The following is a 26,112-nucleotide window of genomic DNA, read 5'->3' as shown; positions in this document are numbered from 1 at the left end:
GGGGCGTGGCATCATACAGGAGAGTGAGACGATGAAGACCCTGATCGCGGCCCTTGCGGCCACCACCGTCCTTGTCGGCCCGGCCATGGCCCAGGAGATCACCGAGTTCCGCATCGGCATCCTGGGCGGCGAGAACGCGCAGGACCGGCTGAATTCGAACGAGTGCCTGCGCGCCAAGACCGAGGAATTGCTGGGCGTCGAGACCAAGCTGTTCGCGCCCGCGGATTACAACGGGGTGATCCAGGGGCTGCTGGGCGGGACCATCGACATGGCCTGGCTGGGCGCGAGCGGGTACGCCAAGACCTATCTGGAAGACCCCGAGGCGGTCGAGCCGGTGCTGGTGAAGGTCAATGTCGACGGCGGCTATGGCTATCATTCCATCGGTTTCGCCCGCAAGGACAGCGGCATCGCCTCGCTGGCCGACATGAAGGGCAAGGTGTTCGGCTTTGGCGATCCGAACTCGACCTCGGGCTACCTGATCCCGTCGATCGAGATCCCGGCCGAGACCGGCGCCTCGATGCAGCCCGGCGATTTCTTCGGCGACGTGGTGTTCACCGGCGGGCACGAGCAGACCATCGTGGCGGTGGCCAATGGTGACGTGGATGGCGGCGTGACCTGGGCCGATGGGCTGGGCAACTGGGAGGACGGCTATAACTCGGGCGCGCTCAGGAAGGCGGTCGATGCGGGGCTGATCGACATGAACGACCTCGTCGAAATCTGGCGGTCGAAGCCGATCCCGGAAGGGCCGATCGTGCTGCGCAAGGCGCTGCCCGAGAACGTCAAGGTGCAGATGACCGCGCTGATGGCCTCGATGCCGGCGATGGATTACGAGTGCTACTATCAGGTGGCGGCGGGCGACTCGAAGGGCTTCATGCCGATCGGCCACGACGCCTATCTCTCGATCATCGAGGCGCGCCGCGCCAAGTCGAACTGAGGCCAGCAGGGCCGTCGGGCGGGTCCGGTCACGGTGCCGGGCCCGCCGATCCGTTTCCGGGGCGTCGTCATGACAGAGCTTTCCAACGCCGGCGGGCCGGCCGTGCCGGATATCCGTGCGGACTACATGGCGCTGACCCGGCGCCGGCGGGCCTATTCGGGTGTCTTGCTGATCGTCTTCGTCGCGCTGATGGCGGCGGGGTTCCAGGTGGCCGACGACCGCAACGCGGGCGGGTTCCGGGACGGGCTGCACAACATCTTTGCCTTTCCCGCGCAGGTGATCGGCGAGGCGGTCGAGAAGGCCGCACTTTTGCCCGGGCACCTGGTGAAGTTCTTCCCGGCGCTGGTGGAAACGATCAACATCGCCGCGGTGTCCACGCTGGTCGGCGCGCTGGCGGGGTTGGTTCTGTCGCTGTTGTCGACGCGCGGTCTGGCGCGGTTCCCGCGGCTGATCCCGCTGTTCCGGCGGATCATGGATGTCATGCGCGCGATCCCCGAGATCGTGATCGCGCTGGTGCTGATCTTCGTGCTGGGGGGCGGGCCGGTGCCCGCGATGATCGCCATCGCGTTTCACACCGGCGGCGCGCTGGGCAAGCTGTTTTCCGAGGTGAACGAGAACGCCGACCTGAAGCCGGTCGAGGGGCTGGAATCGGTCGGCGCCAGCTGGATCCAGCGGATGGGGCTGGGGGTGATGCCGCAGGTCGCGCCGAACTATCTGAGCTATGCGCTGTTGCGGTTCGAGATCAACATCCGCGCCTCGGCGATCCTCGGCTTCGTGGGGGCGGGCGGCATCGGCTACGAGCTGAAGAACGCGATATCCTGGGGGCAGGGCAAGTTCGACGAGGCGGCGGCGATCTTCCTGCTGCTGTTCGGGGCGATCGTCTTTTTCGACCAGCTGTCCAGCCAGTACCGCGACCGCCTGACCCGGGGGAGGGGCGCGCCATGACCGACACCGCGACGCTCAAGGCCGAGGCGACGGAACTGATCCTGTCGAAACGCCTGTTTGCCGTCCGGCTGCCGGCGCTGGTGCTGCTGTACCTGGTCTACGTCACCTTTGCCTTCGACATTCCGGGGCTGGCCGAGCGGGCGCGGATGGACAATGCCCGCGCGCTGGTGGCCGACAGCTATAGCTACAAGACCCATGTGACGCGCGACAACCGCTCGGGCGAGGTGACCATCGCCATCGAGGGCGAGCGCAAGGGCACCTATCCGCCGGGCGAGGCGCCCGATTGGGTGACGCTGGGCGAGGAGACGGTGATCGACCTGGGGCGCGGGCATGTCGTGATCTATACCGACCGGGGAATGCGCTATGACATCCCCGGTTATGGCGTGATCGAGGCGATGCCGACCGCGTCGCGGGGCGTCGTGACCAACCTGGGCAACGAGCTGCCCGACTGGATCAGCGTTTCGAAGAACCGGCTGGCGATCACCACCGAGGCGGGGCGGGTTTCGGTGACCCGCAACCGGACCGAGGTGTTCCGTTATTTCGCGGGGTGGGAGCTGTTCTTTTTCTCGCTCGACAGCCCCTATCACGGTCATGGGCTGGTCGATATCGTGGCCGGTCCCCGGATCGACCCCGCGCGCGAAAACCTGGCCGGGGCCTGGGCGGATTTCTGGGGCAACCCGATGTGGCGCCATGGCGAGGTGGCCTGGGCGATCTTCGAGACGGTCCTGATGGCGTTCCTGGGCACGATGGGCGCGGCGCTGGTGGCGTTGCCGCTGGCGTTCCTTGCGGCGCGGAATTTCACGCCGGTTATGGCGATCCGTTTCGCGGTGCGGCGGGTGTTCGATTTCGTCCGGGGGGTGGACGCGCTGATCTGGACTATCGTTCTGGCGCGGGCCTTCGGCCCCGGTCCGCTGACCGGGGCGCTGGCGATCCTGCTGACCGACACGGGCAGTTTCGGCAAGATGTTCTCGGAGGCGCTGGAAAACGTCGACGAGCGCCAGATCGAGGGGGTGCAGTCGACGGGCGCGCCCATGGCCAGCCGGTACCGGTTCGGGGTCATCCCGCAGATCACGCCGATCCTGCTGTCGCAGGTGCTGTATTTCCTGGAATCGAACACCCGCAGCGCCACGATCATCGGGGCGATCACCGGGGGCGGTATCGGTCTGTTGCTGACGCAGGCGATCATCACCCAGAAGGACTGGGAGGAGGTCAGCTATTACATCCTGCTGATCCTGGCGATGGTGATGCTGATGGACTGGCTCTCGGGTATCCTGCGCCGCCGGCTTATCAAGGGGCGCTGACGGCGCCCGACACCCCCTTTGCACAAGGAGAGATCATGTCACGCCTGAGCGCCGAGACCCCGTTCCTGCATCCCGATGCCACGATCACCGACAGCACGCTGGGCGCCTATGTCGAGATCGGGCAGGGGGCGCGGATCGCGCATTCGGTGCTTGGGGATTATTCCTATTGCGACCGCTATGCCGATATCGCGAATGCCGATATCGGCAAGTTCGCCAATATCGCCAGTTTCGCCCGGATCGGGCCGACCGATCACCCGATGGAACGCGCCAGCCTGCACCATTTCCAGTACCGCTCGGACGATTACTGGGACGATGCGGCGCGCGACGCGGCGTTCTTTGCCCATCGCCACGCGCGCCGCGCCACCATCGGCCACGACACCTGGATCGGGCATGGCGCCATCATCCGGCCAGAGGTGACGGTGGGCCATGGCGCGGTGATCGCGGCGGGCGCGGTGGTCACGCGCGACGTGCCCGCCTATGCGATCGTCGCGGGGGTGCCCGCGCGGCCCATGCGCGCGCGGTTCGCCGACGATATCGCGGACCGCCTGATCGGGCTGGCCTGGTGGGATTGGGACCATGACGCGCTGCGCGCCGCGCTGGACGATTTCCGGGCGCTGAGCGTGATGGACTTCCTGTCGAAATACGGCGGGTGAGGCCGGGAAAAAGGGGCAGCCCGGGCGGGCCGCCCCCGATACTGGTCACAGGACCGTCTCGAATGATCGGTTGCCCGAAGGCGCAATCCTGAAACCGATGTTTCCACCGGCTCTCACCAATGACCCGACGATACCGATCAAGTATGACATTGGGGAAACAAGCCTGTGTCCATTCTGTGAACGGCGTGTTTCCGGCCTGCTATTCCGCGGCCATGTCGAGTGCGCTGATCCGTGACGCGAGGCGGCGGGCGATTTCGCCCGCGACGAAGCTGAGCCGGCCACCGGCCACCGTCATCTCGATGGCGCGGGTGCGCGCGTCGACCACGCAGAAATCGGCCCGGCGCCCGTAATCCAGCCGCCCGCGGTCGGGCAGGCGCAGGATCTCGGCCGGTTTCTCGGAGATCAGCGCCCATGCCCGCGGCAGGTCCATCAGCCCGTCATCGACCAGCCGCCAGGCGGCATGGGCGAGCGCGGGGTAGTAATAGTCGGACACCAGCGCATCGCACAGGCCCTGGGCGATCAGGTCGCGGGCCGAGACGTTGCCCGATTGCGAGCCGCCGCGCACCACGTTGGGTGCCCCCAGCAGGACCGGGTCGGTCATCGCCTTGGCGGCGGCCGCGGCGCGGCGGGTCAACGGGAATTCGGCGATCCGCGCGCCGATCATCGAAAAGCGTTCGCGGGTCTCGCCGTCGGGGTCGTCATGGCTGCCATAAAGCACGCCCATGGTGTCGAAGGCATCGGCCAGCCGGCACAGGTGGCGCGGCACCTCGCCGGCGCGGGCCAGCGCGGCCTTGACCCGCGTCAGGTAATCCTCGGTGTCGTACCCGGCCTGGGCGGCCCAGTGGGCCACGCGGTCGGGCCGGTCGCGGGCCATCTCGGTGATTTCGTCGAGATGGTTGTTGAACACCACATAGCCGACGCGGTGGCGCCGCACCGTGTCCAGCAGGCGCGGGCCGCTGTCGACGAGATGCGTTTCACAGCGGATCTGCACGCGCAGGTCGGTCAGCATCTGCGGCCGGTAGGCATCCAGCGCCGCCAGCAGCGCCTCGGCCTGGTCGGGGCTGCGGGGGCCGCCCTCCCAGGACCAGCCCTGTGCCAGCCAGCCGGTCGTCACGCCGTTCGCCGCCGCCTCGCGGTCGGTCGCGGCAAGCCCGATCCCCAGGGCGAAGGGCGCGCCGGGCCGGGGCGTGACGTGGCGTTCGAAGGCATCGCCGTGCAGGTCGATGATGCCGGGCAGGATCAGGTAGCCCGAGAGGTCCAGCTCGGGCAGCGGTCCCTTGGTGATCCGCCCATCGGCGATGGCGAGCGAACGCGCCTGCAACTCGCCCTCGCGCAGGACGGTCGCGCCGGTGAATCGCAGGGGGGGCAGATAGGGGTGCATCGGTCCGTTCGGTTGCTGTCGGGATATGTGGATAACCGCGGTCTGTATCGCCGGTATGACAGGCCGGGGTCGCGTGCGGTGCGGGTCAGTCGGGCGTTACCACCAGGCTGACCCGGTCGCCCGCGAACCAGGTGTGGCCGTATTCGACGGGCCGCCCCTGGGCATCGACGTTGATGGCCACCGTGCGCAGGATGGGCGCGCCCTCGCGCAGGGCAAGGTGCAGCGCCTGGGTGGGCGAGGCGAGTTTCGCGGTCAGCCGGGTCGAGGCGCGGGTGTAGTCGGCCACCCCCGCCCGCGCCAGTGCCGCGGTGACCGAGCGGGTTTCGGTCAGCGCCTTCAGCAGGCCCGGCAGGCGGTCGGCGGGAAACACGCTGCGAAACAGCGCGATGGGCGCGCCGTCGGCCAGCGAGACGCCTTCGTAGACATGGACGGGCGCGCCGGGCGGCAGGTCCAGCGCGGCGGCCTCGCGCGGGTCGGCGGCGCGGGTTTCGGCCAGGAGCAGGTTCTTCTCGGGGGTCTGCCCGGCGGCGCGCAGGTTCTGGTGGAACCGCACGCGGCGGCCGATGGGGTAATCGGTGGGCCGTGCCGCGACGAAGACGCCCGCGCCGCGCCGCGCATGGGTCAACCCGTCCTCGGCCAGCGCGGCCAGCGCCCGGCGCACCGTGTGCCGGTTGACGCCGAAGCGCTGCGCGAGGTCTGCCTCGGTGGGCAGCTTGTCGCCGGGGCGGTAGCGGCCGGTGCCGATCTCGCCCCTCAGCGTCGCCGCGATCGCGGTCCAGAGCGCCTGTCGTCCCATGTCATCAAAACTTCACCGACTGCCGTCTTGCGCGACTCGCATGACCCGCGTAACGATTTGTCTAGTTGTATATAAATCTAGACAAATCGGCAAGCTGTCTAATGACCGGACATGACACGCGGCAGGAATGGATGGGGCTTTTGGCCCGGGCGCCGGCCAAGGCGCTGGACGAGGTGTGGACCGCCTTCGGGGAGGAGCCGGCCTTTACCTGGCTGCGGCCGCCGGAAACCGGCGGCGTGATGGTGCGCGGGCGGATGGGCGGCACGGGCGCGGCCTTCAACCTGGGCGAGATGACGGTGACGCGCTGTGCGCTGCGGCTGGCCGACGGCGGCGCGGTCGGCCACGCCTATGTGCAGGGCCGCGACAAGGCCAAGGCGCGGCAGGCCGCGCTGGTCGATGCGGTGATGCAGACGGAGCGGGCCGAGGACTGCCGCGAGCGGGTCCTGACACCGCTGGCCGCGCAGATGGAGGCGGCGCGCCGGGCGCGGGCCGCGCGGGCGGCGGCGACGCGGGTCGAGTTCTTTACCATGGTGCGCGGGGAGGATTGAGCGATGCAGGTTCAGGCGCTGACCGGCGGGTTCGACGACGCCCCGCGCGCGGCGGCGATCGCGTTCCGCGCGATGCTGGAGGCGATGGCGCGGCCCGGCCGCATCTTCGACATCGCGGGGGCCGCCCCGCCCGCGCCGCTGTCGGTGGCGGCGGGCACGGCGCTGTTGGTGCTGGCGGATGGCACGACGCCGGTGCACCTGGCGGGCGGGCATGACACCGCCGATCTGCGCGACTGGATCACGTTTCACACCGGCGCGCCGTTGTGCGGGCGCGCGGAGGCCAGTTTCGCGGTGGGGGGCTGGCAGGCGTTGCTGCCGCTGGACGACTGGCGCATCGGCCAGCCGGATTATCCCGACCGGTCGGCCACGCTGATCGTCGAGATGGCGGCGCTGGTGCCGGCGGGGGCGCGGCTGACCGGGCCGGGGATCGAGACCGAGCACCGGCTTGGCCTGCCCGAGGTCGCGGGGTTCCGCGCCAATGCCGCGCTGTTCCCGCTGGGGCTGGATTTCCTGTTCACCGCGGGCGCGCGCATCGCCGCGCTGCCCCGCACGACCAAGGTGGAGGCGGGCTGATGTATGTCGCGGTCAAGGGCGGGGAACGGGCCATCGACAACGCGCATGCGTGGCTGGCCGAAGAGCGGCGGGGCGATCCCTCGGTCGCGGAACTGAGCGTTGCGCAGATCCGCGAGCAGCTGGCGCTGGCGGTGAACCGGGTGATGGCCGAGGGATCGCTGTATGACCCGGACCTTGCGGCGCTGGCGATCAAGCAGGCGCGCGGCGACCTGATCGAGGCGATCTTCCTGATCCGGGCCTATCGCACGACGCTGCCGCGTCTGGGCGCGTCGGAGCCGGTGGACACCGGCGCGATGGCCTGCGATAGGCGCATCTCGGCCACGTTCAAGGATGCGCCGGGCGGGCAGGTGCTGGGGCCGACCTTCGACTATACCCACCGGTTGCTGGATTTCATGCTGGCCGCAGGCGCCGAGATTGCCGAGGCGCCGCAGGCCGAACCGCGCACGGCGCCGATGCCGCGGATCACCGACTTCCTGGACCGGGACGGGCTGATCCAGCCCGAGGCGCCGTCGGACGAGGTGCCGCCCGACCTGACCCGCGCGCCGCTGGATTTTCCCGCCAACCGGGCGTTGCGGCTGCAATCGCTGGCCCGCGGCGACGAGGGGTTCGTTCTTGGGATGGCCTATTCGACCCAGCGCGGATACGGGCGCAACCATCCCTTTGTGGGGGAGTTGCGCGTGGGCTGCGTCGCGGTCGAGATGGAGATCCCCGAGCTGGGGTTCGCGGTCGAGATCGGCGAGGTGGTGCTGACCGAATGCGAGACGGTGAACCAGTTCGCGGGGTCCAAGACCGAGCCGCCGCAATTCACCCGCGGCTATGGCCTGGCCTTCGGGCATTCGGAGCGCAAGGCGATCTCGATGGCGCTGGTGGACCGGGCGCTGCGCTGGGAGGAACTGGGCGAGGACGACATGGGCGCGCCCGCGCAGGACGCGGAATTCGTGCTGTCCCATGCCGACAACATCCAGGCGTCGGGGTTCCTGGAGCATATCAAGCTGCCCCATTACGTCGATTTCCAGTCGGAACTGGAACTGGTGCGCCGGATCAGGGCCGAGGCCGCCGAAGCGGGCACCCGGGAGGCCGCGGAATGAGGCGCGCCTATTCCTCGCCGGTGTCGATCAGCCAGCCGCCGGGGCCGGCGATACGATCGGGCAGGGCAAGCACCATGCCGTCGCGCAGCAGGGCGACCGTCACGAGGGAAAGAGCGATCTGGTCGAAGGTGATCGTGGCGATCCAGTCGAACATGGGGGGCTCCATCGTCTGTGCCCATCCGGTGTCTCAGCGAATTGGGGCGGGAAGATGACAGAAACCGAGCAATACAATTTCGCCTACCTGGACGAGCAGACAAAGCGGATGATCCGCCGGACATTGTTGAAGGCGCTGGCCATTCCCGGCTACCAGGTGCCCTTTGCCAGCCGCGAGATGCCGATGCCCTATGGCTGGGGCACGGGCGGCGTACAGGTCACCGCGGCCGTGCTGACGCCCGCCGATTCGCTGAAGGTGATCGACCAGGGCGCGGATGACACCACCAACGCGGTCTCGATCCGCAAGTTCTTCGAGAAGACCGCCGGGGTGGCCACGACGACGCGCACGGGCGAGGCGAGCGTGATCCAGACACGTCACCGCATCCCCGAGGCGCCGCTGGGCGAGGGGCAGATCCTGGTCTACCAGGTGCCGATCCCCGAACCCCTGCGGTTCCTGGAACCGCGCGAGACCGAGACGCGCAAGATGCATGCGCTGGAGGAATACGGGCTGATGCATGTGAAGCTGTACGAGGATATCGCGCGGCATGGCGAGATCGCGACGGCCTATGCCTATCCGGTGCGGGTCGAAGGGCGCTACGTGATGGACCCCTCGCCGATCCCCAAGTTCGACAACCCCAAGATGGAAATGGCGGCGATCCAGCTGTTCGGCGCGGGGCGGGAACAGCGCATCTATGCGCTGCCGCCCTATTCCCGGGTCGTCAGCCTGGATTTCGAGGACCACCCGTTCGAGGCGACGAAGGCCGATCATCCCTGCGCATTGTGCGGGGCCGAGGGCAGCTATCTGGACGAGGTGATCGTCGATGATGCGGGCGGGCGGATGTTCGTTTGTTCCGACACGGATTTCTGCGCGGGGCGGCGCGCGGCGGGCCATGTGGGCAAGGAGGGCGGGGCATGAGTGTGCAGGACCCGTCGCAGGGGTGTTGCAAGGCTGCCCCGTTGCTGGCCGTGCGGGGCGTGTCGAAAACCTATGGCGGGCGGGTTGGCTGTGCCGATGTCTCGTTCGACCTGTATCCCGGCGAGGTGATGGGGATCGTGGGCGAAAGCGGGTCGGGGAAGTCCACGCTGCTGAATTGCCTTGCCGGTCAGATGGCGCCGGATGCGGGCGAGGTGATCTTCGACACGCGCGGGGCCGGTCCGGTCGACACGCTGAGGATGAGCGAGCCCGAGCGGCGGATGCTGGCGCGCACCGACTGGGCCTTCGTGCACCAGAACCCGCGCGACGGATTGCGCATGGGGGTCAGCGCGGGCGGCAATGTGGGCGAACGCCTGATGGCGGTGGGCGCCCGGCATTACGGGGACATCCGGGCGCAGGCGCTGGACTGGCTGGACCGGGTCGAGATCGCGGCCGACCGGATCGACGACCGGCCCTCGGCGTTCTCGGGGGGGATGCAGCAGCGGCTGCAGATCGCGCGCAACCTGGTCACGGGGCCGCGGCTGGTGTTCATGGACGAGCCCACCGGCGGGCTGGATGTCAGCGTGCAGGCGCGGCTGCTGGACCTGATGCGGGGGCTGGTGCGCGGCATGGGCCTGTCGGCGATCGTGGTCACGCATGACCTGGCGGTGGTGCGGCTGCTGGCGGATCGGCTGATGGTGATGAAGGGCGGGCGGGTCGTGGAAAGCGGGTTGACCGACCAGGTGCTGGACGATCCCCAGCATGGCTATACCCAGCTGCTGGTCAGTTCGGTGCTGCAGGTTTGATCGCGGGGCCTGTGGCACGGGCGGGATTTGAGTATTTGGGCCAAGAAAAAGGGCAGGGCGGATGATCGAGATCGAGGGGGCGGGCAAGAGTTTCACGCTGCACAACCAGGGCGGTGCGGTCATCGAGGTCCTGGCGGGGGCCTCGCTGGCCGTCGCGCCGGGGGAATGCGTGGCGTTGACCGGGGCGTCGGGGGCGGGGAAGTCGACGCTGATGCGCATGGTCTATGGCAATTACCTGGCGCAGGCGGGCCGGATCGTGGTGGGCGGCCTGGACGTGGTGCGGGCCAGCCCGCGCGAGATCGTGGCGTTGCGCCGTCACACGCTGGGTTATGTCAGCCAGTTCCTGCGGGTGGTGCCGCGGGTGGCCACGCGCGACGTTGTGGCCGAGCCGCTGCTGGCGGTGGGCTGGGCGCCGGAGCCGGCGCGGGCGCGCGCCGAGGCGTTGCTGGCGCGGCTGAACATTCCCGAGGCGTTGTGGGGGTTGAGCCCGACGACCTTTTCGGGGGGCGAGCAGCAGCGGGTGAACATCGCGCGCGGTTTTGCCCACGATTACCCCGCGCTGTTGCTGGACGAACCCACGGCCAGCCTGGACCCGGTGAACCGCGAGGTGGTGCTGGGCCTGATCGAGGCGGCCAAGGCGCGGGGAGCGGCGATCCTGGGTATCTTTCACGATGCCGAGGCGCGGGCGCGGGTCTGCGACCGGGCGGTGGACGTGTCGGTCTTTGCGCCGAGGGCGGCGTGATGGTGGTGGGGCGGCTGTTCGCGGTGGTGGGGCCCTCGGGGGCGGGCAAGGACACGCTGATGGCGGCGGCCTGGGCGCGGCGGCCCGACCTTGTGCTGGCGCGCCGGGTCATCACCAGGCCCGCCGATGCCGGGGGCGAGGCTTTCGACGCGGTCGACGCGGCGGCGTTCGAGCGGATGCGCGCAGTCGGGGCCTTTGCGCTGCACTGGCGGGCGCATGGGCTGAGCTATGGCATACCCGCGGCGATCGACGGGGAACTGGTGCTGGGGCGGGACGTGCTGTTCAACGGGTCGCGCGCGGTGCTGGGGGCGGCGGCGGCGCGGTATCCGGGGCTGCGCGTGCTGCATGTCACCGCCCGGCCCGAGACGCTGGCCGAGCGCCTGGCCGGGCGCGGGCGCGAGAGCGCCGAGGATATCGCGGCGCGGCTGGGCCGGGCGGATTACGCGTTGCCCGAGGGGTTGCGGGTCACGCGGGTTTCCAATGACGGGGCCTTGGAACACGCGGTCGCGGCGTTCCTGGACGCGCTTCAGCCGGAAAGGGTGTAACGATGCAGGTTGTGAAAGCGGCCATCCTCGGCCTCGCCGAACAGGCACAGGCTGGCGATGCGCAGGGGGCGGTCGATCAGCGGCTGGAGCACGGGCGAGAGCACCGCGCGGGTGCGTTCGGCCTCGGCGTCCTTGAGCGGGCCGGTCAGCGTCAGGTGAAAGCGGAAATCTTCCATCACGTAGGGATAGCCCCAGCGGTCCAGCAGCTTGCGCTGGCGGGCGCTCAGCCGGTCGGGGTCGCGGCGGTCCAGTTCGGCGCGGGTGGGGGGCGCGCGGAACCCGTCCAGCGCCTCGACCACGCTGCCGGCCATGGCGTCCAGCGCGCGGGTGTCGCCGCGGGGCGTGAGCGCGAGAAAGCCCGACAGGCGCGAGATCTGCAGCCCGTCCAGCAACACCGGCTTGAGCTGGCCGGCAAGCGCGGCCGCCGAGCGGTGCAGCACCCCGATATCGCTGCCCTCGACCAGCCGGAAGGGTGGCTTGATCGTGGCGTGGAACCCGTATTTGCGGGGCGTTTCGGTCAGCTCCGCGATCTTGAGCGGCAGGCCCTGGAGCCGCAGATGCGCCCGCGGCAGGCCCGCCTCGGCGTCCCAGCCCAGCCAGCCCGCGCCGAAATCGGCCAGCGGCCCCGGTTCGGGCGCGTAGTAGATCGCGTAGCGCGTATAGCCTTCCATGCCTCGCTCCGGGTCCCGTTAACGAAATCCTGCGCCGATAGTCCTGCCCCAATCCGCGGCAGCCATCAAGGAAAGAGCCATGTCTGAGATCGTGCTGGCGAATGCGACCCTGGTGCTGCCGGGCGAAACGGTGCGGGGGGCGGTGCGCGTGTCGGAGGGCCGCATCGCCGCGATCGACCCCGGCACCGGCGTGCCCGCGGGTGCCGTGGATTGCGCCGGCGACATGGTGATGCCGGGGCTGATCGAGTTGCACACGGACAACCTGGAACGCCATATCCAGCCGCGCCCGGCGGTCGACTGGCCCCATGCCGCGGCCATCGTCGGCCATGACGCGGAACTGGCCGGCGTGGGGATCACCACGGTGTTCGACGCGATGCGGGTGGGGTCGATCCCGTCTGGCAAGGCGCGCTATCGGGCCTATGCGCGCCGGCTGGCCAGCGAATTGCTGGAACTGCGGGCGCACGGGGCGCTGAGGATCAGCCATTTCCTGCACCTGCGCGCCGAGGTCTGTTCCGAGACCCTGGCCGAGGAGATGGCCGAGTTCGGCCCGGAGGACCGCGTCGGCATCGTCAGCCTGATGGATCACACGCCGGGCCAGCGCCAGTTCCGCGACATCTCGAAACTGAAGGCCTATGTGATGGGGAAGAACAATTTCTCGGAGGCCGAGTTCATCGAGCACGTCGCCAACCTGCGCGAGTTGCGCGAACGCAATGGCGCGGCGCATGAACGCGCCGCCGTCGATGAAGCGCGGCGCTATGGTGCGATCCTGGCCAGCCATGACGACACGACCGCGGGCCATGTCGAGGTCTCGGCGGGGCTGGGCATCAAGCTGGCCGAGTTCCCGACGACGGTCGAGGCGGCGCTGGCCTGCCGCGGGCATGGCATCGCGGTGATGATGGGGGCGCCGAACCTGATCCGGGGCGGGTCGCATTCGGGCAATGTCTCGGCGCGCGAGCTGGCCGAGCTGGACCTGCTGGACATCGTGTCTTCGGATTATGTGCCCGGCGCGTTGCTGATGGCCGGGCTGATGCTGGGCGATCTGTGGGGCGACATGGCGCGCGGGATCGCGACGGTGACGCGGGCCCCGGCGGACGCCGCGCATCTGCCCGACCGGGGGCGGATCGAACCGGGGGCGCGGGGCGATCTGATCCGGGTGGCGCGGATCGATGGGGCGCCGGTGGTGCGGGGCAGCTGGGTGCAGGGCGTGCGCGTGGCCTGAGCCGGGTATTCCGGTGCGATAACGGGGGCTTGGGCTTTGACGGCGGGGGCGTGCTGGCCTATTCTGCGCCGCGATGTGACAGCCTGCCGGAGCCGCCCGAGATGCCGACCGAACCGCAAGACGCGCCCGCCGCCTCGCCGCTTGACGCCGTTCTGAGGGCGCAGGCGGAAGGGTTCGGCCTGATGGCCTGGGTGGGGGCGGCGATGCTGGATCACGCGGCGCGCACGGCCAGCGAGATGGCCGCCTTTGCCCGCGACGAGGCGCGCCGCGACGTCGAGGCGCTGGGCCGGCTGGCGCGCGCCCGCAACCCCGAGCAACTGGCCGACCTGCCCGCCAGTTACCTTGGGGCCAAGATCGCGGCCTGCACCGACGAGGCGGGCAGGCTGGCCCGGATGACCGCCGAGACCTGCGAGGTGACCCGGCGGCGGATGGCAGGCGAACGCTGAGCGGCCGGGCCGGTGGCGCAGGCCGGTCGTCAGCGGCACGCGGCGCGTCCCTAAAGCCCCGCCGTCGCGGCGAGCAGAGCGCGGCCCGCAGCGCCCGCCGCCCGCAGCGTCCGACGTTCCGCAGCGACCGCCGCGTCCGACGTTCCGCACCGGTGGCCGCCCGCGGCGCCGGGCGGTGCTGACCGGGCGGCGGGCTATTTGCGCCGCCGCCCCTTGGGCATCGGCACCGGGCGCACGCGCTTTTCGATCTGGTCGTAAAGCAGCCCGGCGATGTTCTTGCCCGAGGCCTTTTCGATGCCTTCCAGCCCGGGCGAGGAATTCACCTCGAGCACCTTCGGCCCTTCGGCAGAGCGCAACAGGTCGACCCCCGCGAGGTTCAGACGGAAGGCGCGGGCGGCCTTGACCGCCACCTCGCGTTCGGCCGGGGTGATCTTGACGGCCTCGGCCTGGCCGCCCTGGTGAAGGTTCGAGCGGAAATCGCCCTCGGCCCCGGTGCGTTTCATCGCGGCGACGACCTTGGAGCCGACGACGAGGCAGCGGATATCCTCGCCCGCCGCTTCCTTGACGAAACGCTGGACGAGGAACGACGCCTTGAGCCCGCGAAAGGCCGAGATCACGGATTCGGCGGCCTTCTTGGTTTCGGCCAGAACGACGCCCTTGCCTTGCGTCGATTCCAGCAGCTTGACGATCAGCGGCGCGCCGCCCACCAGCGAGATGAGGTTGTTCGTGTCCTTGGGCGAGGCCGCGAAGGCGGTCATCGGCATGCCGATGCGGTGGCGCGCGAGGATCTGGTGGGCGTGCAGCTTGTCGCGGCTGGCGGTGATCCCTTCGGACCCGTTCACGCAATAGGTGCCGATGGTTTCGAACTGGCGGATCACCGCGGTGCCATAGGCGGTGACCGAAGTGCCGATACGCGGAATCACGGCGTCATAGCGCGGCAGGCGTTTGCCGTCGTAATGGACATCGGGCGACAGCGCGTCGAGTGCGATGTAGCAGCGCGTGGTGTCGATCACCTCGACGACATGGCCGCGGGCCTCGCCTTCGGCGACCAGCCGGGCGGTGGAATAATTCGTCGCCTCGCGGCTGAGAACCGCGATCCGCAGCACGCGGGAGGGGGCGACGTTGCGCACCTTGGCGGTGTGATAGACGTCGTAGGAGAGTTTCGGCTGGCAGAAACTGTCGCCGGGGCTGACGACGACATCCTCGCCCAGCGCCTGGCGGCCCAGCAGCATCCGGTAGGCCATGCCGCCGCGATGGGTCAGGGTCAGTTCGATCGGCCAGCGCCGGTTCCCCACCGCGATCTCGGCGGCGATCACGTAGCGCCATTCGGAATCGCCGTTCGAGGATGTGACCTCGCGCCGGTCGATCACCTCGGCCGAGCAGGGGATCGACAGGTCCTCGCGCCCGGGGATCGGGTGGACGGCAAAGCGCACCTTGGGCCGGCTGGCCGGGCCGAACGGTTCGATGTCGAAGGCGTGCAGCGCCGAGGTCTTGGCGCCGGTGTCCACCTTGGCCTTCATCGCCGGCAGGCCGAGACCGGGCAGCGCCACCCATTCCTCCCAGCCGAGGCGGAAGGGCTGGTCTGCGGGGTCGGGGATGTCGGCCATGCGGGTGCCTCCTTGGAATTCTGACAGAATCGCCTAAGAACGCGTCTTTGGCCCCAAGAGGCGAGACCAGATATGACGGCGGCGTTCAACTTCGACCTTAAGGCAACGGATGGCAAAGCGCGAACCGGTGTCATCACGACGCCGCGGGGCGCGATCCGCACGCCGGCCTTCATGCCGGTGGGCACGGCGGGCACCGTCAAGGCGATGCTGCCCGACAGCGTGGCGGCGACGGGGGCCGATATCCTGCTGGGCAACACCTATCACCTGATGCTGCGCCCCGGGGCCGAGCGGGTGGCGCGGCTGGGCGGGTTGCACCGGTTCATGAACTGGGAGCGGCCGATCCTGACCGATTCCGGGGGCTTCCAGGTGATGAGCCTGGCGGGGCTGAGGAAGCTGACCGAGGAGGGCGTCACCTTCAAGAGCCATATCGACGGCTCGAAACACGAGCTGACGCCGGAGCGCAGCATGGAGATCCAGCGCCTGCTGGGCTCGGACATCGTGATGTGTTTCGACGAATGCCCGGCACTGCCCGCCACCGACGACGAGGTTGCGCGCGCGATGCGGTTGTCGATGCGCTGGGCCGAACGGTCCAGGGCGGCGTTCGGCGACCGGCCCGGGCACGCGCTGTTCGGGATCATGCAGGGCGGTGTGACGCCCGAGTTGCGCGAGGAATCGGCCGCGGCGCTGAAGGCGATCGGGTTCGACGGCTACGCCGTCGGCGGGCTGGCCGTGGGCGAGGGGCAGGCGGCGATGTTCGGCGTGCTGGATTACGCGCCGGGATTCCTGCCCGAGGACAAGCCGCGTTACCTGATGGGGGTGGGCAAGCCCGAGGATATCGTGGGCGCGGTCGCGCGCGGCATCGACATGATGGATTGCGTGCTGCCCACGCGGTCGGGGCGGACGGGGCAGGTGTTTACCCGGCGCGGCGCGCTGAACATCAAGAATGCCCGCCACCAGGACGACCCGCGCCCCATCGACGAGGCCTGCACCTGCCCGGCCTGCCGGAACTATTCCCGCGCCTACCTGCACCACGTGTTCCGGGCGCAGGAAATCATCGCCTCGATGCTGCTGACCTGGCACAACCTGCATTACTACCAGGAGATCATGGCGGGCATGCGCGCGGCCATCGCCGAGGGCCGGTTCGAGGCCTGGCAGGCGGATTTCCACGCCGGGCGCGCCGAGGGCGACCTGCCACCGCTTTAGCCGGGGGACTTTGGGCGGCGAAACAGCCTGTTTCCCCGGCGCGGCGTATCGCCCAGCCGGAACCATGTTGTCGCCCCAGTTCCCGGCTAACCCACCCGTGGACAGGTGCCCCGTTCGGGGCCCACAGGACATGGAGAGTCCCATGCGCAAATCGATCCCCGATCACATCTTCGACGGGTTCGGTCCGGGCCGGGCCGACATTTTCGACTTCGACATGGGGGCGCCGGGGGGCGGCCATCCGGGCCGGGCCGCGGCAGAGGTGGCCGCGGGACCGGTGCATGGCGCGGGCCGGGACGACATGCGCCTGTTCGACGGGGCCGCCGCGTCGGCGCGCGGTGGCGCCAAGGCGCGCGATACGGATGGCGGGCGCAGCAAGGCCGACAAGGCAGAGGGCGGCCGCGGCGGGGGCAAGCGCGACAAGGCGGCGAGCGACGACGATGGCGCCGCGACCCCGACCGTCCCCGACGACGGGGCCGACACGGGAACCGATGCGGGAACGGACATTGCGCCCGACACGGGCACGGACACCGGGACTGACACGGGCACGGACACCGCGACTGACACCGGGGCAGAGCCGGGGAGCGATGGCGACCCTGCCGAAGGCTCCGACGCGGCCCCCGACACCGAGACCGGCACCGCGGAGGAGCCCGCCCCCGAAACCGAAGGCGGCACCGATACCCCGCCGGACGACAGCGCGGAGATGCCCGAGGAGACCGGCGGCGAGACAGGCACCGCGCCCGATACCGGCGGCGACGCGCCGGCCGATCCGCCTGCCGCGCCCGAGAATGGCGACACGGTCACGGACAGCGTCGCCCCGGAAGAGCCCGCCCCGGCCGATGACCCGGTCGTGACCTACACCCCGCCCACCGAGGTGCTGACCAGCTATACCAGCGGCCTGGGCACCTATGGCGTTTTCAGCGACTACAATATCGAACTGGTCTTCGTCGGCAGCTGGACGACGGCGCTGCAGGAAGCCTTCATCGAGGCCAGCGAATACATCTCGACGCTGATTACCGGTGACGTGCTGGACATCGGCGGGATCGACGATCTCCGCATCGAGGCCGAGCTTGGCGTGATCGACGGCAGCGGCGGTATCCTGGGCATGGCGGGGCCGACCTATGTGCGCGGCACGGCAGAGGATTATTTCCTGCCGACCGAGGGGATCATGCAGTTCGACAGCGCGGATGCCGAGTATTTCGACAGCCTCGGCCTGTTCGACGACATCGCGTTGCATGAAATGCTGCATGTCACGGGCTTCGGCGTGCTGTGGGATTACCTGGGGCTGACCTCGGGATCGGTTTCGGGGGGCGATTACCGTTTCACCGGCGAAAACGCGACCCTGGCCTACAACACCGACTACGCCGATCTCGCGGCGCTGGACGTGTTCTCCGATTTCGGCGTGCCGATCGAACTGGACGGCGGTGCGGGCACCGCGGGCGGCCATTGGGACGAGGCGCTGTTCGAGACCGAGCTGATGACGGGGTATATCGATTACGACAACCACCTGTCCGCGGTCACGGTCGCGTCGCTGGAAGACATGGGATACGAGACGATCTTCGATGCCGGCGATCCCGGCGCGGCAATTCCGCAGCTGACCGACGATTTCCTGTTCGCCTGACGGGCTGCGGCGGCGGGCGCGGCTAGCGGTATTCCCTGAGCATGACCATGCGCCCGGTCGCGTCGAGGGTAAATACCTCGGCCAGGTCGCGCCCGTCGGGTTGCCGGCGCACGGTGATCGCGGCCATCGAACTGGGATAGCGTTCCGCCAGTCCGTCGGGGCAGGCGATCTTGAAATTCTGCACCAGGTAATCGCCCTTTTGTTGGGGCTTGCCCGCAAGGATCAGCAGCCCCAGAGGCCCGCGACAATCCCGCCTGAGGAAATCCAGCACCCGGCTTTCCGAATAACCGCCGAGTGAATATCCCCCCCGGACGTCGGGATGCCTGCTGGAGATCGCGTAGGTGGCGAAGGCAGGCTCGTCGGCAAATGCGGGAAGCGCCATGAAAAGTGCGACCGCGAAAAAAAACTGCGCCATAAAACTCGTCCATTGCAAAAAACCGGCCAACGCGGTGGCCATGGAAAAATTCCATATATCATTCGAGAATAGCCAATTCCGCGCCATGCGGCAAACCGAACGGGATTGCAAAGCACCGCGTGCGGGGATGCGGGCCCGGCCGGCCACCACGCCCGTGCCGGGCCTTTCAGGGTTAACCGTTTGTTCCGGGATCTGACCTAGACCGAAGGGCATGTCGAACCCGTTCGTGCCTGTCGCCGTTCCAGACCAGGGCTTGCCCGCCGCGCGGGTCGAGGCGTTGCTGGCCTGTCGCCCACGGGCCGGGCAGGTGGCGCTGTTGTGCGATACGCGCCCGCTTCACCGGTTGCTGGGGCGATACCGGGGCGGACGAGGCTTGAACGCGGGGCGTGCGGGTCGCGCGCAGGCCGGTTCCGCGGGCCGGTACCGTGGCGTGGGCGAACATGTGGCCATGCGCATGCCGCTGCCGGGGGCGCCGATCGTCACCGCCGGTTGCCCGCCCGAGGCGGTGGCGGCCCGGATGGCGCGGCTGTCCGACCGGATCGGGGCGTTGCTGGGCGATCTGCCGGCACCCGACCGGGCGCGGGCCGAGCTTGTCGCGATCTTCACCGAATTCCTGCTGATCCACCCCTATATGGATGGCAACGGGCGCGTGGCGCGCATCCTGTTCCGGCGGGGGGCGGCGCTGCTGGACCTGCCATTGTCGCCGCGCTGGACGCTGGACGCCCGGCCCTATGGCGCGGGGCTGTCGATGTCGCTGCTCGGCGCGCGGCGGGCGCCACAGATGATGGACCGTTTCATGGACCGTTATTTCGCCGACCCGCGGGCGGCGGGCTGAGGGGTCGGGCATGGCGACCTTTTACGACCTGTTGGAAATCGCGGACCTGCCCGGGGTGGGCGACGTGCTGGGGCCGTCCTCCAGTCCGAACATGTCGATCGACTTCCTGGGAACCGAACATACCGCCGAGGTCGCCGATGACGGTATCGGCAGCGAAGGCACGATCACCCATCCGGCGGGCTTCTACATCGGCACGGCCACGACGGATATCACCAATCCGGCCACCATCGACGGCACCACCTATGCGACCACGGGCCTGTGGGAGGTCACCTACGATTTCGAAGGCGTGACCTATTCCGGGCACGTGATCGAGGCGACGCCCGAGGGCGGTGGCGACGCGCGCTATTTCTTCATGCCGCAGGATGCGGTCGACCCGTCGGAATTCGGCGATGTCGAGATCCTGAGCATGAGCGCGGTCACCTTCATCGACGAGTCGGCGGGGGACAGCGACGACGAGATCAGCTTTGTGGTCTGCTTTGTGGCGGGCACGCGCGTTGCGACCCCGGCGGGCCCCCGCAGGGTCGAGACGTTGCGCCCGGGCGACACGGTGCTGACGCTGGATGGCGGCGTGGAACCGGTTTTGTGGGCGGGCGAGACGCGCGTCGGCGCCGCCGCCGCAATCGCCGACCGGCGCCTGCGCGCCATCGAGATCGGGCCGGGGGCACTGGCCGGATCGCTGCCCGAATGCCCGCTGCGTGTTTCGCGCCAGCACCGGGTGCTGATCCGCGGCCCGGTCGCGGCGCGGATGTTCGGCAGCGCCGAGGTGCTGATCGCCGCGGCGCAGCTAGAGGGGTTGCCCGGCATCCGCGAGGCGCCGGTCGTGGGCGAGACGGTTTTCGTCCATCTGCTGTTGCCCGATCACGCGATCCTGCTGGCCGAGGGCGTGGGGGCGGAATCGCTGTGGCTGGGCCCCGAGGCGTGCCGGTTCCTGGGCCCGGACCTGGCGCATGTGCTGTCCGCGATGCTGGACGGGCCGCAGCAACGCGCGCGCCCCTTCGCCGAGCGCGCCCGCGCCCGCCGGTTGGTGCAGCGCCACCGCAAGAACAACCGCCCGCTGTGGGACGGGCCGGTGCCGATGGCGTCGCTGGCGTTGGCGACGGCGGCCGGCGCGGAACCCGACAGCGGCGCCGCGAAACCGCCCAATTGCGTCTAATGTGCGCTTGCACCGGACCCGGGGGACAGGCATGCTGTCGCCAAGTTGCAACGGGTCTGGTTGAATAAGGGGCATCGCACCCCAGATATTGGGCCAGACCGGAGAGGGCCGGGAGCTGCCGCCAAGCGGGGCCGGCGCCCTCTTGCCAGACCAGGGAAATCTTATGAACGAGCAACTGAGCCATTCCTTCCCCGTCCTGCCGCTGCGCGACATCGTGGTGTTTCCCCACATGATCGTGCCGCTGTTCGTGGGCCGGGAAAAATCCGTCCGCGCCCTCGAAGAGGTGATGCAGGACGACAAGCAGATACTGTTGTCGGCCCAGATCGACCCCGCGGTCGACGAACCGACGACCGACGGGATTTACCGCACCGGCGTGCTGGCCAATGTGCTGCAGCTGCTGAAGCTGCCCGACGGGACCGTCAAGGTCCTGGTCGAGGGCAAAACGCGCGTGCGGATCACCGAGTTCCTGGAAAACGACTCCTTCTTCGAGGCGCGCGCCGACCTGCTGGCCGAGGAACTGGGCGACGAGGCCACGGTCGAGGCGCTGTTGCGCTCGGTCGGGGGGGAATTCGAGCGCTATGCCAAGATCAAGAAGAACATCCCCGAAGAGGCGCTGGCCACGGTGTCCGAAACCCGGACGCCGGACAAGCTGGCCGACCTTGTCGCGGGGCACCTGGGCATCGAGGTCGCGCAGAAGCAGGAACTGCTGGAAACGCTGGTGATCGCCGAGCGGCTGGAAAAGGTCTTTGGCCTGATGCAGGGCGAGATGAGCGTTCTGCAGGTCGAGAAGAAGATCAAGACCCGCGTCAAATCCCAGATGGAGCGGACCCAGCGCGAGTATTACCTGAACGAACAGATGAAGGCGATCCAGCGCGAACTGGGCGATGGCGACGAGGGCCAGAACGAGATCGCCGAACTGGAAGAGCGCGTGGCCGCCGCCAAGCTGTCGAAAGAGGCCAGGGAAAAGGCCGAGGCCGAGATCAAGAAGCTGAAGTCGATGTCGCCGATGTCGGCCGAGGCGACGGTCGTGCGCAATTACCTGGACTGGATGCTGTCGATCCCGTGGGGCGTGAAGACCCGCGTGAAAAAGGACCTGTCCCGCGCCGAAGCGGTTCTGGACGAGGATCATTTCGGGCTGGAAAAGGTCAAGGAACGGATCGTCGAATACCTGGCCGTGCAGCAACGGTCGCGAAAGCTGAAAGGGCCGATCCTGTGCCTTGTCGGCCCGCCGGGCGTGGGCAAGACGTCGCTGGGCAAGTCGGTCGCGCGGGCGACGGGGCGCGAATTCATCCGCATTTCGCTGGGCGGTGTGCGTGACGAATCCGAGATCCGGGGCCACCGGCGCACCTATATCGGCTCGATGCCGGGCAAGATCATCCAGGCGATGAAGAAGGCCAAGTCGACCAACCCGCTGATCCTGCTGGATGAAATCGACAAGATGGGTCAGGATTTCCGGGGCGATCCGGCCAGCGCGATGCTGGAGGTGCTGGACCCGGAACAGAACGGGACCTTCGTCGACCATTACCTGGAGGTGGAATACGACCTGTCGAACGTGATGTTCATCACGACGGCGAACTCCTACAACATGCCCGGCCCGCTGCTGGACCGGATGGAGATCATCTCGCTGGCCGGTTACACCGAGGACGAGAAGCGCGAGATCGCGGTGCGCCACCTGGTGCCCAAGCAGATGAAGAACCACGGGTTGAAGGCGAAGGAATTCGAGCTGACGCCCGAGGCGCTGACCGAGATGATCCGCCGCTATACCCGCGAGGCGGGCGTGCGGAACCTGGAGCGCGAAATCGCCAAGCTGGCCCGCAAGGCGGTGACCCGGCTGATCAAGAAGGAGACCGACAAGGTCACGATCACGCCGGACGTTCTGGAAGAGTACCTGGGCGTCAAGAAGTACCGCTATGGCCTGGCCGAGAAGGAGGACCAGGTGGGCGTCGTCACGGGGCTGGCCTGGACGTCGGTGGGCGGGGACCTGCTGTCGATCGAGGCGCTGAAGCTGCCCGGCAAGGGCCGGATGAAGACCACCGGCAAGCTGGGCGACGTGATGAAGGAATCGATCGACGCGGCGTCGAGCTTCGTGCGCTCGATCGCGCCCGAGATCGGGGTCAAGCCGCCCAAGTTCGAGAAGTGGGACATCCACGTCCACGTGCCCGAAGGCGCCACGCCCAAGGATGGCCCGTCCGCGGGCATCGCGATGGTGACGTCCATCGTGTCGGTGCTGACCGGCATCCCGGTGCGCAAGGATATCGCGATGACCGGCGAGGTGACCCTGCGCGGCAATGTCCTGGCGATCGGCGGGTTGAAGGAAAAACTGCTGGCCGCCCTTCGTGGGGGCATCAAGACGGTGCTGATCCCCGAAGAGAACGAGAAGGACCTGCCCGAGATCCCCGACAACGTGAAGGAAGGGCTGAAGATCATCCCCGTCGGCAATGTCCGTGACGTGCTGAAACATGCGCTGGTCCGGGTGCCTGAACCGATCGATTGGGACGAGGCCGCCGAGGAAGCCGCAGCCCAGGCCGCCGCCTCTTCGGCCGGCGACGCGGCGGGACAGATCGCGCACTGAGCCCCTGGGGGCCGCGTTCGGAAAGGCGCGCCGGTTGCGGCGCGCCTTTTGCGTTTGGCGGTCGTGGTCTGCGCCGCGTCCAGGGGCGGGGCCCGGGCGCCGAAGGCCTGTCGCGCATGACCCGGGGGGGCGCCGGCAGATGAACAGGGATACCGATTCCCGCGGGGGCGGACCTGTTCCAGGACCAAGGCGCCGTGGGGCGGCGGTACAGGCCCTGTCCAGCGGGAGACCCTGTGCCTGGCACCGCCGGGCAAGGCCCGCGGCGCGTGGCGTCAAGGCCGATGGCAGGCGCTCTGTCGGGGCCGGGACTCGGCGAGGATGCGGCCGTGTCGGATGCGAATGCCGGAACCGTCATCAGCCCCCTTGCAGAGCCGGCGGAGGACCGCTAAGAAGCGCGCCACGGGTGATTAGCTCAGTGGTAGAGCGCTTCGTTCACATCGAAGATGTCGGGAGTTCGAATCTCTCATCACCCACCAGAATTCCGAAAAGGCGCTCCACCATGGGGCGCCTTTTTGCATTTCGGGTGTCGGGAATGCCGGAGATCGCCAGAAGGTGACGCACGTGGCCATTGCGGCCGCGCCGCGGCGGCGTTGTCGGGTCAAATGGGCGCGTGCGAGGCGTTGGATCGATTGCGGGCGGGCTGTGCGCTGGGTTCGGGGCGCAGCGCGGCCAGGGTGATCAGGGCCATCGCGCCCGCCATGCCACCCACCCAATAGGCCAGAAGCGTGCCGACCAGCCCGGCATCCCACGCGATCGCGGCCATGCCCGCGGAGACACCACCGGTCAGGATCGAAAACAGAACGAATGCAATTGCCATGGGCACGTCCTCCTGCCGTCAGGATTTCCGCGCAATCTGGCGGAAATCGGGCATCCATGAGGAAACAGGGAGAGTGGTTAATGACCCGTTCACGGGCGGCGGAATTTTCGCCGCAGGACTTGCGGCGCGGCCCCGCCCCGGTCTAAAGGCTGGCCCGAGGGCGATTAGCTCAGTTGGTAGAGCGCCTCGTTTACACCGAGGATGTCGGGAGTTCGAGTCTCTCATCGCCCACCATGGCCCCCGTGCGGGGCGGCTTCGTCTTGATCCCGTGATCCACGCTTGCGAGGCTGGCCGAAACCGCCAAGAGGGAGTCGCCGATGGCCCGTCCGCTTTCCGATCTGATCCTGCAGGGGCGCGGCGCGACGCCCGCCGACCTGGTGCTGAAAGGGGGCGCGGTGCTGGACCTTGTCACCGGCGAGACGATCCCGGGCGACGTGGCGATCTGCGGCGACACGATCGTGGGCATCGGCGCGGCGTATGACGGCGACCGTGTGATCGACGTGACCGGGCTGACGCTGGTGCCGGGTTTCATCGACACGCATCTGCATATCGAAAGCTCGCTGGTCACGCCGTTCGAATTTGACCGCTGCGTCGCCCCGCGCGGGATCACCACCGCGATCTGCGACCCCCACGAGATCGCCAACGTGATCGGCGTGCCGGGGATCGAGTATTTCCTGGAAGCCTCGGCCCGCACGGTGATGGACATCCGCGTGAACCTGTCGTCCTGCGTGCCCTCGACCGAGATGGAGACGGCGGGCGCGCGGATCGGGGCCGAGGAGCTGGCGGGGCTGATGGATCATCCCCGCGTGATCGGTTTGGCCGAGATGATGAACTATCCGGGCGTTCTGGCGGGGGATCCGGGCGTTCTGGCCAAGCTGGAGGCGTTCCGGGGTCGCCATGTCGACGGGCACGCGCCGCTTCTGTCGGGGCGCGATCTGAACGCCTATGTGGCCGCGGGCATCCGTACCGAGCACGAGGCGACCTCGGCCGAAGAGGCCAAGGAAAAGCTGCAGCGGGGGTTGCGGGTGCTTATCCGCGAGGGGTCCGTGTCCAAGGACATGGCCGCGCTGCGCCCGTTGCTGAGCGAACGCACCGCGCCCTATATGTGCCTGTGCACCGATGACCGGAACCCGCTGGACATCGCCGAATACGGCCATCTGGATCACATGATCCGCTGGATGATCGGGCAGGGCAGCGACCCGCTGGCAGTCTACCGCGCGGCGTCGCTGTCGGCGGCCGAGGCGTTCGGGCTGAAGGACCGGGGGTTGGTGGCGCCCGGGCGGCGGGCCGATATCGTGGCGCTGGGCGACCTGGCCGAGTGCCGGGCGGAACTGGTGATCGCGGGCGGGCGCGTCGTGGACGACGCGGCCTTCGACGCCCGCGACGAGATCGCGCCGGTGGGGCGTGGGTCGGTCAGGGCGCCGGCGCTGACGGCCGAGAGTTTCCGGGCGGCGTCGAATACCGCCGAGACCCACGTGATCGGGATTCTCGAAGGCAAGATCCTGACCGAACACCTGGTCGAGGAGATCGCCCCCGAGGAGGGCGAGAAACGCGCCGACCCGGCCCGTGATCTGGCCAAGATCGCGGTGGTGGAGCGCCACGGGATCAACGGCAATATCGCGGTGGGATTCGTCCGTGGATTCGGGATGACCGACGGCGCCATCGCCTCGACCGTGTGTCACGATCACCACAATATCGTGGTGGTGGGCAGTTCGGACGAGGACATGGTGCGTGCCGCGACGCGCCTGAGCGAGATCGAGGGCGGGTTCGTGGTGGCGGGGCAGGGCACGGTGCTGGCCGAATTGCCGCTGCCGGTGGCGGGGCTGATGAGCCTGGAGCCGTTCGAGATGGTCGAGGCGCGGCTGGACCACCTGCGCGCGGCGGCGCGGTCGCTGGGCGTGGTGCTGGAGGAACCGTTCCTGCAGCTTGCCTTTCTTGCGCTGCCGGTGATCCCGGCGTTGAAGATCACCGACCGGGGCATGGTCGACGTGGAGCGGTTCGAGATTCTCGGCTGAGCCGCGCCGAAGTGGCGAAGGGCGGTCCGGCGGGTGGCGGGCGGTCCCGCAGGGCGCGTGGTCGGGGCGGGTTGGACCGGGTGGCGGGGGCGGCTTTGGCCGGTGCGATCGGAAATCCTCGACTTCGCGCCGGGAGGCGCTTGACGCGGCCTCTGGGCTTGCC

26 protein-coding genes and 2 tRNA genes are annotated in these 26,112 nt (G+C 68.7%); 21 read left to right on the top strand and 7 right to left on the bottom strand.

Annotated features, from left to right (window positions below):
• The first annotated feature begins 31 nt into the window (after positions 1 to 31).
• The 4 genes from phnD (at position 32) to EV662_RS07660 (ending at position 3,833) form a co-directional block, all read left to right on the top strand.
• Positions 32 to 934, top strand: a complete 903-nt coding sequence (phnD, locus tag EV662_RS07675) for a phosphonate ABC transporter substrate-binding protein (RefSeq protein WP_132461561.1) — start codon at positions 32 to 34, stop codon at positions 932 to 934.
• Positions 935 to 1,003: 69 nt separating this feature from the next.
• A complete protein-coding gene (phnE, locus tag EV662_RS07670) occupies positions 1,004 to 1,879 on the top strand; it encodes a phosphonate ABC transporter, permease protein PhnE (RefSeq protein ID WP_132461560.1) in 876 nt (291 codons plus the stop codon).
• Positions 1,876 to 3,180 (top strand): phosphonate ABC transporter, permease protein PhnE, encoded by a 1,305-nt coding sequence (gene phnE / locus EV662_RS07665; RefSeq protein WP_132461559.1) that lies wholly within the window; start codon positions 1,876 to 1,878, stop codon positions 3,178 to 3,180. Before phnE (EV662_RS07670) ends, phnE (EV662_RS07665) begins: the two co-directional genes overlap by 4 nt.
• Positions 3,181 to 3,215: 35 nt before the next feature.
• Positions 3,216 to 3,833 carry an LbetaH domain-containing protein gene (locus EV662_RS07660; RefSeq protein ID WP_132461558.1) on the top strand — a complete coding sequence of 206 codons (618 nt, stop codon included), beginning with the start codon at positions 3,216 to 3,218 and terminating at the stop codon, positions 3,831 to 3,833.
• A 199-nt stretch (positions 3,834 to 4,032) separates the two neighbouring features.
• On the opposite strand, the gene EV662_RS07655 is transcribed toward EV662_RS07660, so the two are convergent.
• Together EV662_RS07655 and phnF are read right to left on the bottom strand one after the other, a co-directional pair.
• Positions 4,033 to 5,214 carry an alpha-D-ribose 1-methylphosphonate 5-triphosphate diphosphatase gene (locus EV662_RS07655; RefSeq protein ID WP_132461557.1) on the bottom strand — a complete coding sequence of 394 codons (1,182 nt, stop codon included), beginning with the start codon at positions 5,212 to 5,214 and terminating at the stop codon, positions 4,033 to 4,035.
• Between the two features lie 85 nt (positions 5,215 to 5,299).
• Entirely contained in the window at positions 5,300 to 6,010 is a 711-nt protein-coding gene (gene phnF / locus EV662_RS07650; RefSeq protein ID WP_132461556.1) for a phosphonate metabolism transcriptional regulator PhnF, read from the bottom strand.
• A gap of 101 nt (positions 6,011 to 6,111) precedes the next feature.
• Here phnF and phnG point away from each other — a divergent pair, with 101 nt between their 5' ends.
• The 3 genes from phnG to EV662_RS07635 are packed head-to-tail and all read left to right on the top strand — an operon-like array spanning position 6,112 to position 8,219.
• On the top strand, positions 6,112 to 6,558 hold the full coding sequence (gene phnG / locus EV662_RS07645; RefSeq protein ID WP_132461555.1) for a phosphonate C-P lyase system protein PhnG: 447 nt from the start codon (positions 6,112 to 6,114) through the stop codon (positions 6,556 to 6,558).
• Between the two features lie 3 nt (positions 6,559 to 6,561).
• A complete protein-coding gene (phnH, locus tag EV662_RS07640; protein ID WP_132461554.1) occupies positions 6,562 to 7,131 on the top strand; it encodes a phosphonate C-P lyase system protein PhnH in 570 nt (189 codons plus the stop codon).
• Positions 7,131 to 8,219, top strand: a complete 1,089-nt coding sequence (locus EV662_RS07635; protein WP_132461553.1) for a carbon-phosphorus lyase complex subunit — start codon at positions 7,131 to 7,133, stop codon at positions 8,217 to 8,219. Before phnH ends, EV662_RS07635 begins: the two co-directional genes overlap by 1 nt.
• 7 nt (positions 8,220 to 8,226) lie before the next feature.
• On the opposite strand, the gene EV662_RS19495 is transcribed toward EV662_RS07635, so the two are convergent.
• On the bottom strand, positions 8,227 to 8,373 hold the full coding sequence (locus tag EV662_RS19495) for a hypothetical protein (protein ID WP_165915549.1): 147 nt from the start codon (positions 8,371 to 8,373) through the stop codon (positions 8,227 to 8,229).
• Between the two features lie 54 nt (positions 8,374 to 8,427).
• Here EV662_RS19495 and EV662_RS07630 point away from each other — a divergent pair, with 54 nt between their 5' ends.
• The 4 genes from EV662_RS07630 to phnN all read left to right on the top strand — a co-directional run bounded on the left by EV662_RS07630 (position 8,428) and on the right by phnN (position 11,378).
• A complete protein-coding gene (locus tag EV662_RS07630; protein ID WP_132461552.1) occupies positions 8,428 to 9,288 on the top strand; it encodes an alpha-D-ribose 1-methylphosphonate 5-phosphate C-P-lyase PhnJ in 861 nt (286 codons plus the stop codon).
• Positions 9,285 to 10,091, top strand: coding sequence for a phosphonate C-P lyase system protein PhnK (phnK, locus tag EV662_RS07625; protein WP_132461551.1), 807 nt, complete (start codon positions 9,285 to 9,287; stop codon positions 10,089 to 10,091). The genes EV662_RS07630 and phnK overlap by 4 nt, the downstream gene beginning before the upstream one ends.
• A gap of 61 nt (positions 10,092 to 10,152) precedes the next feature.
• Positions 10,153 to 10,833: a phosphonate C-P lyase system protein PhnL gene (gene phnL, locus EV662_RS07620; RefSeq protein WP_132461550.1), complete on the top strand. Its 681-nt coding sequence runs from the start codon at positions 10,153 to 10,155 to the stop codon at positions 10,831 to 10,833.
• Positions 10,834 to 10,835: 2 nt separating this feature from the next.
• Complete coding sequence (gene phnN, locus EV662_RS07615; RefSeq protein WP_132461599.1) at positions 10,836 to 11,378, top strand: phosphonate metabolism protein/1,5-bisphosphokinase (PRPP-forming) PhnN; 543 nt, start codon at positions 10,836 to 10,838, stop codon at positions 11,376 to 11,378.
• Here the strand turns inward: phnN and EV662_RS07610 are convergent.
• Positions 11,360 to 12,049, bottom strand: a complete 690-nt coding sequence (locus EV662_RS07610) for a DUF1045 domain-containing protein (RefSeq protein WP_132461549.1) — start codon at positions 12,047 to 12,049, stop codon at positions 11,360 to 11,362. The two genes, phnN and EV662_RS07610, sit on opposite strands and share 19 nt — an antisense overlap.
• A 79-nt stretch (positions 12,050 to 12,128) precedes the next feature.
• Between EV662_RS07610 and EV662_RS07605 the strand changes: the two genes are divergently transcribed.
• On the top strand, positions 12,129 to 13,268 hold the full coding sequence (locus EV662_RS07605; RefSeq protein WP_132461548.1) for an alpha-D-ribose 1-methylphosphonate 5-triphosphate diphosphatase: 1,140 nt from the start codon (positions 12,129 to 12,131) through the stop codon (positions 13,266 to 13,268).
• Positions 13,269 to 13,318: 50 nt separating this feature from the next.
• Positions 13,319 to 13,714, top strand: coding sequence for a phasin family protein (locus tag EV662_RS07600; protein WP_132461547.1), 396 nt, complete (start codon positions 13,319 to 13,321; stop codon positions 13,712 to 13,714).
• A 194-nt stretch (positions 13,715 to 13,908) separates the two neighbouring features.
• On the opposite strand, the gene rimK is transcribed toward EV662_RS07600, so the two are convergent.
• A complete protein-coding gene (rimK, locus tag EV662_RS07595; protein ID WP_132461546.1) occupies positions 13,909 to 15,321 on the bottom strand; it encodes a 30S ribosomal protein S6--L-glutamate ligase in 1,413 nt (470 codons plus the stop codon).
• A 72-nt stretch (positions 15,322 to 15,393) separates the two neighbouring features.
• On the opposite strand from rimK, the gene tgt reads away from it, so the two are divergent.
• The gene (gene tgt / locus EV662_RS07590) at positions 15,394 to 16,524 is read left to right on the top strand and encodes a tRNA guanosine(34) transglycosylase Tgt (RefSeq protein ID WP_132461545.1); all 1,131 of its coding nucleotides are present in this window, start codon (positions 15,394 to 15,396) and stop codon (positions 16,522 to 16,524) included.
• Positions 16,525 to 16,666: 142 nt separating this feature from the next.
• A complete protein-coding gene (locus EV662_RS07585; RefSeq protein ID WP_132461544.1) occupies positions 16,667 to 18,142 on the top strand; it encodes a leishmanolysin-related zinc metalloendopeptidase in 1,476 nt (491 codons plus the stop codon).
• A 22-nt stretch (positions 18,143 to 18,164) separates the two neighbouring features.
• On the opposite strand, the gene EV662_RS07580 is transcribed toward EV662_RS07585, so the two are convergent.
• Complete coding sequence (locus tag EV662_RS07580) at positions 18,165 to 18,599, bottom strand: hypothetical protein (RefSeq protein WP_132461543.1); 435 nt, start codon at positions 18,597 to 18,599, stop codon at positions 18,165 to 18,167.
• 169 nt (positions 18,600 to 18,768) lie between these two features.
• Between EV662_RS07580 and EV662_RS07575 the strand changes: the two genes are divergently transcribed.
• The 4 genes from EV662_RS07575 to EV662_RS07560 all read left to right on the top strand — a co-directional run bounded on the left by EV662_RS07575 (position 18,769) and on the right by EV662_RS07560 (position 23,593).
• On the top strand, positions 18,769 to 19,392 hold the full coding sequence (locus tag EV662_RS07575) for a Fic family protein (protein WP_132461542.1): 624 nt from the start codon (positions 18,769 to 18,771) through the stop codon (positions 19,390 to 19,392).
• Positions 19,393 to 19,402: 10 nt separating this feature from the next.
• On the top strand, positions 19,403 to 20,545 hold the full coding sequence (locus EV662_RS07570; RefSeq protein WP_132461541.1) for a Hint domain-containing protein: 1,143 nt from the start codon (positions 19,403 to 19,405) through the stop codon (positions 20,543 to 20,545).
• Between the two features lie 163 nt (positions 20,546 to 20,708).
• Complete coding sequence (lon, locus tag EV662_RS07565) at positions 20,709 to 23,117, top strand: endopeptidase La (protein ID WP_132461540.1); 2,409 nt, start codon at positions 20,709 to 20,711, stop codon at positions 23,115 to 23,117.
• Between the two features lie 401 nt (positions 23,118 to 23,518).
• Positions 23,519 to 23,593, top strand: a tRNA-Val gene (locus EV662_RS07560).
• Positions 23,594 to 23,715: 122 nt separating this feature from the next.
• Here EV662_RS07560 and EV662_RS07555 read toward each other — a convergent pair.
• Entirely contained in the window at positions 23,716 to 23,934 is a 219-nt protein-coding gene (locus tag EV662_RS07555; RefSeq protein ID WP_132461539.1) for a hypothetical protein, read from the bottom strand.
• A gap of 158 nt (positions 23,935 to 24,092) precedes the next feature.
• Here EV662_RS07555 and EV662_RS07550 point away from each other — a divergent pair.
• Positions 24,093 to 24,168: transfer RNA gene (locus EV662_RS07550), tRNA-Val, on the top strand.
• 83 nt (positions 24,169 to 24,251) lie between these two features.
• Positions 24,252 to 25,949, top strand: a complete 1,698-nt coding sequence (gene ade / locus EV662_RS07545; RefSeq protein WP_132461538.1) for an adenine deaminase — start codon at positions 24,252 to 24,254, stop codon at positions 25,947 to 25,949.
• Positions 25,950 to 26,112 lie beyond the last annotated feature (163 nt).

The organism is Rhodovulum marinum, assembly GCF_004343075.1.
Classification (GTDB): domain Bacteria; phylum Pseudomonadota; class Alphaproteobacteria; order Rhodobacterales; family Rhodobacteraceae; genus Rhodovulum; species Rhodovulum marinum.
The sequence above is the reverse complement of the archived record's forward strand: the minus strand, read 5'-3'. Positions and strand labels throughout refer to the sequence as shown.